Raw genomic sequence first — 11627 nt, forward strand, 5'->3', positions numbered from 1 at the left:
CTCGAGATCGAGGTCGTGGAATCGCTGCTGCTCGATCGCTCCGACGATATTCTCGCCCAACTGCGTCAGTTGAAGATGCTTGGGATTTCCATCGATATGGACGATTTCGGCACCGGCTATTCCTCCCTCGGTTATCTGTGGCGTTTCCCGTTCGACAAATTGAAGATCGACCAATCCTTCATGGTCGCCCTTGAAAACGGCGAACCGAATGTCTCCCGGCTTCTCGAAACCATCGTATCGATGGCCCACCATCTGAAGATGAAAGTCACCACCGAGGGAGTGGAGACCGAAGCGCAGGTGGCGCTGATGAAGAGCCTGGGTTGCGATCAGCTGCAGGGTTATTTCTTCGGCCGTCCGATGCCCGCGGACAAGGTGGCGGCCGAAATCCTGACGCGCTTCCGGCACAATGTCGCGGAAACCCCGGCGGCTGCTCCCAGTCTGGCGCGGGCAAACCACCACCCCTGACGCCGGCGCGTCAGGCTTCGCCCGCGCCCGTGGCCAGGATCGGCAGCGCCCCGCCTCGACACACCGCATCGCCCGTCGCCCCGCTCCCCGCCATGCATCGGCGACAAGGTACCAGGACTGGCCGGTCGAATGGGTTCCTATCACCACTGGTCGGTATGGGTCATCATTCGAAAAATCTCGGGCAATTGCACCCCTCCAATGATTCGGCCGGGCTTTGACTCACTTGCCGTCAGGTTTTTCTCGCAGTGGCGATGAATTCATAGTTAACGGTTATTTAATAACAAGAAAAATACTAAAAATATTCACGTTCGACGCAACCAGGGGCCCTGCTGGAACATTGGAGGTAAGAACGCCAAGGATCGTGTCATGAAAATACTGATTCTCGAAGACGAACCCATCATCGCGATCGATCTCGAAGGCATCGTGCTGGGTAAGATCGATGCCGAGATTCTGCATGCCGCGACAGTCGCCGATGCCCTCGATTGCCTGAGCGAAGGCCTCGATTTCGCGATGCTCGACGTCGTCCTGGGTCCTTGCGGCGAGACGTCGCTTCCGATCGCGCGACGCCTCCTCAGCAACAATGTCCCGTTCTGCTTCATTTCCAGCAGTCTCGATCAGCTTCCGGCGCAGCTTGCCGCTGTTCCGCGGATTTCCAAGCCTTTCCGGCCGCAGGAGGTCGAAGATTTGGTGCCGGTGCGCGCGTGGCATGGCGCAAAGGATCGGCGGGCTTTCTGGCGATGCGGGAATATCGACGCCGAGGGCAAGGCATCGGGGTAATTGGCCGATCCTCGACAGCAACGTGTGGCCGCCCTCTTGCGGCCGGACGGCAAGGGCGCGGTCGCTTTCCCGGTACGCAAAACCTTATCCGGGGCTGCGGCGCTTTCTGCGTCGACACCGTTGTTATCCCGGAAGCGTTACCGTTCGGTTAGTGCTCCGCCGCTGCCAGCGAATTGCGTGTCGCCGCGCGCTTGGCGTCCAGACGCGCGCGCAATTTCCGGCACCGAAAGCGGCTGGAAACTTCCTCCTCAGGGCTACGGCGACATCCGCTGCGGCGCCGCTGCAACGCGCGAATTGCGAAGCTTCGGCGGCGCCATCCACCCCGTTCCACAGGGGTTCGCGTCAGCCCTGCACTGTCCCGGGTGGGCCGGCGACCAAAAAAATATGTTGGATTCAAGGCCGGGACCCTCTAGTTTCTGCGGCGGAACGCAACTGGGAGCGAACCGCTTTCAAAGGTAATCGTCCGTCTGGATCGTGCGCCCCGTCCCCTGGAGCGCGAGTTCGAATGTAAATGTCACGGACGATACTCGGAAAATAGCAAGAAATAAGGAATTCTTATGAAGTCACTCCTCACCTCCACCTTTCTCGCAGCAGCCCTATTCGGTTTCGCACCGGGCGCGTCGGCGCAAGAAAGCTGCGAATTGACGATTTCAAACATGAACTGGGCGTCGGCGGAGGTGCTGGCCCAGATCGACAAATTCATCCTCTCGGAAGGGTACGGCTGCGAGACGCGCCTTCTGCCCGGCGACACGATGCCCACCTTCGCGTCGATGACGGAGAAGCAGGAACCGGACGTTGCGCCGGAGATGTGGGTCAATCAGTTCCGCGAGCAGATCGACAAGGCGGTCGAGGAAGGCACCGTCGAATTCGCGGCCGAGGCGCTGTCGGATGGTGGCGAGGAAGGCTGGTGGGTCCCGACCTACTTTGCCGAGGCACATCCGGAGATCAAGACGGTCGGCGACGCGCTCGAACGTCCCGATCTCTTCCCGTCGACCGAGGATCCCTCCAAGGGCGCCTTCTACAACTGTCCGTCGGGTTGGGGTTGCCAGATCACCACGGCCAATCTCTTCAAGGCCTATAAAGGCGAGGAAAAAGGCTTCGTACTGGTCGATACCGGGTCGGCTGCCGGCCTCGACGGCTCGATCGCCAAGGCCTACGAGAACAAGGAGCCGTGGTTCGGCTACTATTGGGCGCCGACCGCCATCCTCGGCAAATACCCGATGACGAAGCTCGAGTTCGACGCCGAGCACGATCCGGAAGAGTGGGCCAAATGCACCACGCAGGCCGATTGCGCCGACCCGAAGATCAACGCCTGGACCAAATCCGAAGTCTTCACCATCGTGACTCCGAAGGTGGCCAAGGAGTCGGAGGCCGCGGCGGAGTATCTCAACACGCGCTCCTGGGGCAACGACACCGTCAACAAGCTGCTTGCCTGGAAGGAAGATCAGCAGGCGACCGGCGAGGACACGGCCTTCTATTTCCTCGAGAACAATGAGGAGATCTGGTCGAAATGGGTTTCGCCGGAAGCCGCGGAAAAGATCAAGGCCGCGCTTTGATCCTGGCGGGATCGGCGCGGGATTCCTCCCGCGCCGGGCGATCTCTGGCGACGTTCGAGCGCGGTGCCTTCGATTGCGCCGATCGTTAGAGACTGCCGGCCGCGGCAATGCCGCGGCCGATTTTTGTAACCATTGACGAAGCCGCCCGACCAAGGGTGGACCAAACCCGGTCGCCGTACGCCGGGACTGCAAGCGGACGCCGAAGGAGACCTGATATTTGGACTGGCTGACGGAATTTCCCCAGATAGCGGGGCGCAATCTGCGCCTCATGTCGCGAACGATCGATCAACAATATCGCGCGTTCTCGCGTGCCTTTGGCGACGACATCGAAGCGTTGTTCCGCCCGCTTCTCGACTTCCTCCTCTGGTTCGAGAAGCTGCTGCTTCAGACCCCCTGGTGGATCGTCATCGCCGTTCTGGTCGCCATCGTCTGGTTCGCCAGCCGCTCGAAGGGCATCACAGCCGGAACCTTCGTTGCCCTGATGCTGATCGGCATTTTCGGCATGTGGGAAGACACCATGCGCACGCTGTCCATCATCATCGTGTGCACATTGATGTCGATCATCGTCGGACTGCCCATCGGCATCGTCATGTCGCGCTCCGACAAGGTACAGGCGGTCATCAATCCGATCCTCGACGTGATGCAGACGATGCCGTCTTTCGTCTACCTGATCCCGATCGTCATGCTGCTCGGCATCGGCCTCATACCCGGCCTGATCGTGGTGGTGATCTATGCCATGCCGCCGATCATCCGGTTGACCAATCTCGGCATTCGCCTGGTCGACAAGGAAGTGCTCGAGGCCGCCAACGCCTTCGGCTCATCGAACTGGCAAAGGCTCACCCAGGTGCAGCTTCCTCTGGCCCTGCCCACCATCATGGCCGGCATCAACCAGACCATCATGATGGCGCTGGCCATGGTCGTCGTCGCTTCGCTGATCGGCGTGCGCGGGCTCGGGCAGCCGGTGCTGCAGGCGATTACCAACCAGTACTTCACCCAAGGCGTGCTGAACGGCATGGCGATCGTCGCCATCGCCATCATATTCGACCGCGCGAGCCAGGCCTATGGCAAGCGCCTCCAGCGTCACCGGGAGGCCGCCCATGACTGATGTCGCCATCAAGATCCGTAATCTCTACAAGATCTTCGGTCCGAACGACAAAGCCATGGTGGAAAAGGTCCGCCAAGGAATGTCGAAGTCCGATCTGCTCGATCAGCATTCCCATGTCCTTGGGCTCAAGGACATCAACATGGACATGCTCGCGGGCGGGATTCAGGTCGTCATGGGCTTGTCGGGCTCGGGAAAGTCCACCTTGATCCGGCATATCAACCGCTTGATCGAACCGTCCAGCGGCGAGATCCTGATCGACGGCGAGGACGTCCTCGCCATGTCGGACAAGCGGTTGCGGGATTTCCGCCGCCACAAGATATCGATGGTGTTTCAGCGCTTCGGCCTGCTGCCCCATAAGACGGTCATCGACAATGTCGGCTACGGCCTGCACGTCATGGGCAAGTCGAAGGCCGAGCAGCGCTCGGGCTCCATGCGCTGGATCGAGCGGGTGGGTCTGAAGGGCTACGAGGACAATTATCCGGCCCAGCTCTCGGGCGGCATGCAGCAACGGGTCGGCCTTGCCCGCGCCCTCGCGACCGATGCCGACATCCTCTTGATGGACGAAGCCTTCTCGGCGCTCGATCCGTTGATCCGCAACGACATGCAGTCGGTTCTACTCGACCTGCAGGAAGAGTTGCACAAGACCATCGTCTTCATCACCCACGACCTCGATGAGGCGCTGCGCCTCGGCGAGCGCATCGCCATCCTGAGAGACGGCGAGATCATCCAGCAGGGCACTGGGCAGGAAATAGTGCTGAAACCGGCCGACGACTACATCTCGTCCTTCGTCCGGGAAGTGAACCGGGGACGGGTCGTGCAAGTGGAGACGGTCATGGACCCGGTCTCCGCGGGGGAGCCTCCCGCAGGCGGCAGCCTGCCGGTCGAGAAGGGTACCATCCTGGAAGACGCCGCCCGGCGGATGAGCGAAGAGGGTGTCACCAATGCCCATGTGGTCAACGGCAGCGGCGCGCCGATCGGCACACTGACCATGCGCGGCCTGATGGCTGCCATGGTGACGCCGGTGCTCAAGGACGCGCTCGACGTGACAGATACGAGCTGAGGCCGTGCGCCTTCGCGCGCCTCGTTCCCGCCCGCGCTGATCCTGGTAATTGGATCGCCGGGCGGCAATGCGACCCCGCATGAAGCACATGGCCAACGTGATCATCGCGCTCGGCGGCGTTTCATCTGCCATGGCATGGGCGGCGGCGAGCCGCCCGACGAGGCCGCCGTGGGCGGTCAGGCCGCTCGATCGGCGATCGTCTGCTGTCGGTCGTCATCGCCAAACAGCAACTGGTAGCATTCGGCGAGCAGGTCGAGATCGGTGGGCGCCTGTCTGATCAGCGCATCCTCGATCTGCGCCGGCGTGTAACCCTCCGCGTAAAGGGCTTGAACAGCGGCGTAGACCGTATCGGTCTGGTCAAGCCGCTTGGGTGCGCGATCGAACATCATTTCCCCGTTTACCATTTCCTCCGCGGCGCGGTTACGCGCGACGGTGATTCGCCTCAGACACCAGCTGTCCTTACGAAATATGGCTTTGGTAGAGCTTGCCGGGAAAATCGATGCATTAGGAATGAGTTAGCTGTGGAAATGTCACCTCGGGGAGATCTGGACGCGCCCCTGCCCGCTCAACCGGAGGCGCGTAAGCTGCGCTTGACAGGATGGATCGCGCCCAGCAGGGGATGGAGCCTACCGCCTCGCGTGGCGCATCGCCGACAGGCGACCATCCGATCCTTTACGACGAGGCCTCCATGTCCGATCCGCTCAGCCGCCTGCTCGCGGAAAAAGACGTCCTCCTCGCCGACGGCGCCACGGGGACCAACCTCTTTGAGGTCGGCCTCGAATCCGGCGAGGCCCCGGAGATGTGGCTGGAGAGCCATCCGGAGCGGATCACGGCGCTGCATCAAGCCTTTGTCGACAACGGCGCCGACATCATTCTCACCTGCTCCTTCGGGGCGAACCGCCACCGGCTGAAGCTGCATGAGGCGGCGGATCGCACCCATGACCTCAACCGCAAGGCCGCAAGGATCGCGCGCGCCGTTGCCGACGTCGCCGGCCGGCCGGTGATTGTCGCGGGATCCGTCGGTCCGACCGGCGAGATCTTCGCCCCGCTCGGCAATCTGACCTATGAGGACGCGGTCGAGACCTTCCGCGAGCAGATCGCCGGCCTCAAGGAAGGCGGCGCCGATGTCGCGTGGATCGAGACCATGTCAGCCGCCGAAGAGGTGCGCGCCGCGGCCGAGGCGGCCGTCGCCTGCGATATGCCCTATGTCTTCACCGGCTCCTTCGACAGCGCCGGCCGCACGATGATGGGTATCCACCCGAAGGACTTCCACAAATCGGTCGAAGGCCTTGCCGAAAAGCCTCTGGCGATCGGTGCCAATTGCGGCGTCGGCGCCTCCGACATGCTGGCCACGGGTCTGGAGCTGGACACCGGCGACAGCGGCGCCGCGGTCGTGCTCAAGGCCAATTGCGGCATCCCGCGCTTCGTCGACGGTCAGACGGTCTATTCGGGAACGCCGGAGCAGATGGCCGATTATACGTGCCTTGCGATCGATGTCGGCGCCCGCATTATCGGCGGCTGCTGCGGAACCTCCCCCCACCATCTCGGCGCCATGCGTCACGCGATCGACACCCACAGCCGGCGAACGCCACCGACGGTGGCAGAGATCGTCGCGACGGTCGGCCCGCTGGTCAACAAACCCGCATCCGACAACATCATCTCCGGTGCTGCGGCCGGGCGTGGTCGCCGCGGCCGTCCCAGGGGATAAGCGATCGGGCGTGTAAGCATCGCCGGTAGCGACGGAACCGGGACGATCAGCTGGTCAACGGACCCTGCCGCGTCAGCGCCGCGACCGCTTGGGCTAGAACGCCGCGTAGTCTTTCACGCTCGACCTCTGGCAAACGGTCGGGATCAAGAAAAATTCGCGCTCCCTCCACCGATTCATCGAACACTTTCCCCGATGTCTGCTCCAGGTGAATTCCTTCGACCGCATAGGGGACGACCTCGCGGCTGATACCTTTGAGGGAAATGGGTGGCAAGGGCTTGGCCCGTATGGCATCTTCCACATGCGCATAGGTCTCGTAACTCATGACAATGCCGCCGGGCTCGGCGATCTGCTCCAGCCGCGCGGCGAGGTTCGCCTCGGCCCCGATGATCGTGTAGTCCATACGATCGGCGCTGCCGAAATTGCCGACGTTGCAGAAGCCGGTATTGATGCCCATCCGGGCCTGGAACGGTTTTTCGATTCCTCGCCGGCGCCATGTGGCGTTGAGTTCAAGCATGCGACGTTGCATCGCGATCGCCATTTCGACGCAGGCTTTCGCATCCTCTCTGGTGCCCTTGGTATCGGGATCGCCGAAGAAGGCGAGAATGGCATCGCCAATGAACTTGTCAACGGTGGCACCATGCGCCATTGCGATCTTCGCCATCTCAGTGAAATACTCGTTTAGAATCTGAGTGAGTTCCTCCGGTTGCAGCCGTTCTGATGTGACGGTGAAGTCCTTTATGTCGGAAAAGAAGATCGTCAGCTTCTTGCGCTCCGTGGAGATCGTCACGTCGCGTTCGCCGCTGAAGATGCTCCGGTAGACCTGCGGCGAAAGGTATTTCGATATTTTCATCGAAACCGAGGCCAGGAACGAGTTGGCCTCCTCCAGTTCGCGATTCATCCTGCCGAAGGTCCTTGCCTGGCGCCATTGCATCGAAGCGAACCCCACGCCGAACAGACCGGCGCCGGCGAAATAGAGCAGGAGGTATTTGAACGAGAACAGGTTCGCGGCAATCGGTTGCGCGATTTCCACTTCTTGAATGCCGCGCACATCGCCGACCTTCCAGTCACGCTTCGGACTTTCCGGATGGCTGTTGTGGCAGGAGACGCAGGCCTCGCCCATTACCACCGGCGCAGCGAGGCGTATGCGGCGATCGAACATCGAACCGCTGATCGCGGTGATCAGCGACCGTCCGTTCTCGTCCGAGCGGAACCTCTCGAGAGCCCGCCTTTCGAAGTCGTCCAGGCGATGCGGCACGCGGGTCCCGAACGTCAGATCGGAAACGAAGCGATACTGCATGTTCTCGCCGCGCCGCCCTATGACCTCGCCGAGTTCGAGCGACAGCGTCGCGGGGATGGGTATCGCGCCGGGTATCTCGGCATAATTATGGGCGGCGATGGTCCGGCCACCGCTGGCGATGACACGGCCTACGACATTGTTCGCATAGTAACCGCGGATATCGGTGATCATCGAATTAAGGCTCGTCGCCTGGGCCTTGAGTGCGACTTCCGAGAGGTGCCGCAGGTCCAGCCATACGGCCACGGGCAACAACGCCAGTGCGAGCGCCACGACGATCGCGAACCAGACGGGCCGTCCCATGAGCTGGCGAAAAATCGTCTCCATTCATCTGCCTCGCGTTGCCGCAGAGAGCTTATACCATATGTGGGGCCTCGCCGCGGCGAGCGTCATCCGATGGATCGATGTCGCCTCTCGTCATTTCTCGGCCAAGGTCGAGTTCAGGCCGAGAGCGACGGTCGCAAGAAACAGCATGACGATCCCCTCCATTAGGGGTCAGAGAACGGCGCACCCGCCGGCAATATCGCAACCGAAATCCAGCACCCTCGCGTTCATTCCTTCCGGAGCGCGACGGCAACGCGCCGTGTGGCGGGACAGTAAGCAGTTTTAAGTTGAAACTAATTTATTTCCATGTTCTTGCGCAACGTCCTTAAAGTTGCTTCTTCACTGATCCGGCCATATCGTCACGGACGACGGAAGCTCCAGTGTGTCAGTCCGGAAGGGAGACGAGTGCATGGTTGCCAGCGCGTCCGTCATCGAGGACACACTCTCCTGTCTTTACGGAAGCGTCGAAGGCTCCAACTCGTGGGCCACCGCAATGGGTCGGGTCGCGGCGGCAACCGGCGCTGACCGCTTCACATTCAACTCCGTCGGACACGACGGATCCTTTCATCACGACTCGGCGCCCTTCGACCCGGAAGGCCTGATCATGTTCGCACAGGATTATGCCGACAAGGATCTGCGGCTCCAGCGGATCGTGTCAGAGCGGCGTCGCGGGCTGATCCATACCGGCGATGTGATGACCGCCCAGGAAATCGCCCGGTGCCCAGTTCACAACGAATTCTATCGGCTGTTTCCCGAGTGCTGGAACGCTTGCATCCTGGCGCTTGAGCATCTGGGAGGAATTACGGCACCGACAATTCAGCGGCGGGCCAGCAAGGGCCCCTTCTCTGCGCAGGAAACCCGGCTCCTGGAAGTCCTGGGGCCGCACATCTGCCGCGTGGTCGAATTACAGGCCCTCGTCCCGGCCCGCACCCTGGGCGAGGACGGCATCGTCGCCGCCCTGGACGGCCTCGACGACGGCGTCATCATTTTCGACCAGGCCGGTTTCGTCCTGCACATGAATGCGCCGGCGCGCGCGATCGTCGCGATCAAGGACGGGCTCGAACTGACCCGAGGGGTCCTGAGAGCCTCACATCGAGATTCTCGGCAGGCCCTCTTCCAGGCGATGACCCGGACACTTCGGGTGGCAGCGGGACTCAGCTTCGATCTTCCGCGCCCGATCGGGCTCCGTCGGCCGGGCAATGCGCGCCCGCTGATCGTGCGGGCCTTCGTTTCGCCCACGGGCAAGGACGCCAATCGGATGGGTGTTCTGACGGTTCAGGATCGTGCCTCCTGGCAGGCGCCCAACGCCGACACCGTGCGCGCCGCCACCGGCCTGACGCCGGCCGAGGCGCGCCTTGCGGTCGCGCTTCTCGAGGGCGAAAGCGTCATCGCCTATGCCAGACGCGAGGGCCTGTCCGAACACACCGCGCGGTCGCACCTCAAACAGATCCGCTCCAAGCTCGGCGTGACCCGGCAGGCCAACATCGTCGCGGTGCTGGCCCGCATGTGCGGATTTTAGAGCAACAGCTGGGCGTAAATGACAGGCGCCGCGGTCAATCCGTCCGCAGCCCCTTCCACACGGCCTGGTGGATGGTCGCGCCGATTTTCGCGGCCGCGCTCGCTTCATGTGCGGCGGCCGGCTCCGCCTGTCCCTTTCAGGCGAAGGCGTCGGGCTCGGACTCCTTGCGCCGGGCGACGAAGTCGGACAGCCCCTCGGCAATGCCGGGTTCGAGCGCCGGCGCCTCGTATGAATCGAGCCAGCGACGGCACAGCTGGTTGGCGCGGTTCTCGGCGCGGAGCGCACCTTCGGCCGACCATTGCTCGAAGGAATTGTTGTCGGCGATGGACGAGCGGTAGAACGCCGTCTGGAAATTGTCCTGGGTGTGCTGGCATCCGAGATAATGACTGCCCGGTCCGACCTCGCGGATCGCCGACATGGCTTGGCCGTTCTCGGAAAGGTCGACCCCCCGCGCCATCGCCTGCATCATGCCGAGTTGATCGCAATCCATGACGAACTTCTCGTAGCAGGCGGCAAGCCCCCCTTCGAGCCAGCCGGCGGCGTGCAGCACGAAATTGGTGCCCGCCAGCACCGTCGAGTTCAGCGTGTTGGCGCTTTCATAGGCGGCTTGCGCATCCGGCACCTTGGAGGCGCAGAGCGACCCGCCGGTGCGGAACGGCAGGCCGAGCCGGCGCGCCAGCTGCGCCGCGCCATAGGACACCAGCGCCGGCTCCGGCGTTCCGAAGGTCGGCGCGCCGGACTGCATCGAGATCGACGAGGCGAAGGTGCCGAAGACGACCGGCGCGCCGGGCCGGCAAAGCTGGGTGAAGGCGGCGCCCGCCAGCACCTCGGCGAGCACTTGGGTCAAGGTGCCGGCAACCGTCACCGGGCTCATCGCCCCGGCCAGGATGAAGGGCGTTACGATGCAGGCCTGGTTCGCCCGGGCATAGACCTTGAGCGCGCCGAGCATGGTGCCGTCGAAGGTCATCGGCGAATTGGCGTTGATCAGGTTGATGAGAACGGTGTTCTGGTCGACGAAATCCGAGCCGAACAGGATGCGGCACATCTCGACCGTGTCGGCGGCGCGTTCCGGCGCCGTCACCGAGCCCATGAACGGCTTGTCGGACAGCGTCATGTGGGCATGTACCATGTCGAGATGGCGCTTGTTCACCGGGATGTCGACCGGCTCGCAGACGGTGCCCCCCGAATGATGAATCGACGGAGCCATGTAGGCGAGCTTCACGATATTGCGGAAATCCTCGATCGTCGCGTAACGGCGCACGCCGTCCAGGTCGCGCACGAAGGGCGGGCCGTAGACCGGCGCGAACACCGTTGCCTTGCCGCCGATCTCGACCGAGTTCTCCGAATTGCGGGCGTGCTGGGTGAAAATCCGCGGGGCAGACTTCAGAAGCTCGCGGCAAAGCCCCTTCGGAAAGCGCACCCGCTCGCCGGACACGTCGGCTCCAGCCTCCTTCCACATCGCCAGCGCTTCCGCATCATCGCGGAACTCGATTCCGATCTCTTGAAGCACGATGTCGGCGTTCGCCTCGATCAGGGCCAGACCTTCCTCGTCCAGCACTTCATATTCCGGCAGCGCTCGACGGATATAGGCGAGTTTTGGTCCCGACCCCGACTGCGTGCGGGCGGCGCGCCGTGCCGATGCGCCGCCGCCGCCGCGCCCGCGCCGTCCGCCTCCCGCGCCGCCCTCGGCTGCCGTAGCGTCCGGGGCTTGTCCGGTCACGTCGTTCATCCATCTCCTCCTGGCGTTGTGCGCTGGCATTGTCCGCTGGCGCCGGCCGGCTGTGTGCGTCATCCGCGCCGACAGATTGCCGCGAGCCTA

Annotated in this window: 10 protein-coding genes; 6 read left to right on the forward strand and 4 right to left on the reverse strand. The window is 62.8% G+C overall.

Going from position 1 to position 11627, the window contains the following annotated elements:
• Positions 1 to 465 (forward strand): EAL domain-containing protein (locus MJ956_RS06295; RefSeq protein WP_253963628.1); only part of this gene is annotated, 465 nt, incomplete at its 5' end.
• A 270-nt stretch (positions 466 to 735) separates the two neighbouring features.
• Here MJ956_RS06295 and MJ956_RS06300 read toward each other — a convergent pair.
• A complete protein-coding gene (locus MJ956_RS06300; protein WP_253963629.1) occupies positions 736 to 1263 on the reverse strand; it encodes a hypothetical protein in 528 nt (175 codons plus the stop codon).
• A 536-nt stretch (positions 1264 to 1799) separates the two neighbouring features.
• Between MJ956_RS06300 and MJ956_RS06305 the strand changes: the two genes are divergently transcribed.
• From MJ956_RS06305 to MJ956_RS06315, 3 genes are all read left to right on the forward strand, one after another.
• Positions 1800 to 2798 (forward strand): ABC transporter substrate-binding protein, encoded by a 999-nt coding sequence (locus MJ956_RS06305; RefSeq protein ID WP_253963630.1) that lies wholly within the window; start codon positions 1800 to 1802, stop codon positions 2796 to 2798.
• A 217-nt stretch (positions 2799 to 3015) separates the two neighbouring features.
• Positions 3016 to 3903, forward strand: coding sequence for an ABC transporter permease (locus MJ956_RS06310; protein ID WP_253963631.1), 888 nt, complete (start codon positions 3016 to 3018; stop codon positions 3901 to 3903).
• On the forward strand, positions 3896 to 4963 hold the full coding sequence (locus MJ956_RS06315) for a quaternary amine ABC transporter ATP-binding protein (protein WP_253963632.1): 1068 nt from the start codon (positions 3896 to 3898) through the stop codon (positions 4961 to 4963). Before MJ956_RS06310 ends, MJ956_RS06315 begins: the two co-directional genes overlap by 8 nt.
• Before the next feature lie 176 nt (positions 4964 to 5139).
• Here the strand turns inward: MJ956_RS06315 and MJ956_RS06320 are convergent, their stop codons facing one another.
• The gene (locus MJ956_RS06320; protein WP_253963633.1) at positions 5140 to 5349 is read right to left on the reverse strand and encodes a hypothetical protein; all 210 of its coding nucleotides are present in this window, start codon (positions 5347 to 5349) and stop codon (positions 5140 to 5142) included.
• Between the two features lie 302 nt (positions 5350 to 5651).
• Between MJ956_RS06320 and bmt the strand changes: the two genes are divergently transcribed.
• Entirely contained in the window at positions 5652 to 6671 is a 1020-nt protein-coding gene (gene bmt / locus MJ956_RS06325) for a betaine--homocysteine S-methyltransferase (RefSeq protein WP_253963634.1), read from the forward strand.
• 46 nt (positions 6672 to 6717) lie between these two features.
• Here bmt and MJ956_RS06330 read toward each other — a convergent pair whose 3' ends face one another.
• On the reverse strand, positions 6718 to 8292 hold the full coding sequence (locus MJ956_RS06330) for an adenylate/guanylate cyclase domain-containing protein (protein ID WP_253963635.1): 1575 nt from the start codon (positions 8290 to 8292) through the stop codon (positions 6718 to 6720).
• Between the two features lie 406 nt (positions 8293 to 8698).
• Between MJ956_RS06330 and MJ956_RS06335 the strand changes: the two genes are divergently transcribed.
• Complete coding sequence (locus MJ956_RS06335) at positions 8699 to 9808, forward strand: helix-turn-helix transcriptional regulator (protein WP_253963636.1); 1110 nt, start codon at positions 8699 to 8701, stop codon at positions 9806 to 9808.
• Between the two features lie 136 nt (positions 9809 to 9944).
• Here the strand turns inward: MJ956_RS06335 and MJ956_RS06340 are convergent, their stop codons facing one another.
• Positions 9945 to 11537, reverse strand: a complete 1593-nt coding sequence (locus tag MJ956_RS06340) for a trimethylamine methyltransferase family protein (protein ID WP_253963637.1) — start codon at positions 11535 to 11537, stop codon at positions 9945 to 9947.
• Positions 11538 to 11627: the final 90 nt, after the last annotated feature.

The organism is Aurantimonas marianensis (assembly GCF_024195285.1).
Lineage (GTDB): Bacteria > Pseudomonadota > Alphaproteobacteria > Rhizobiales > Rhizobiaceae > Aurantimonas > Aurantimonas marianensis.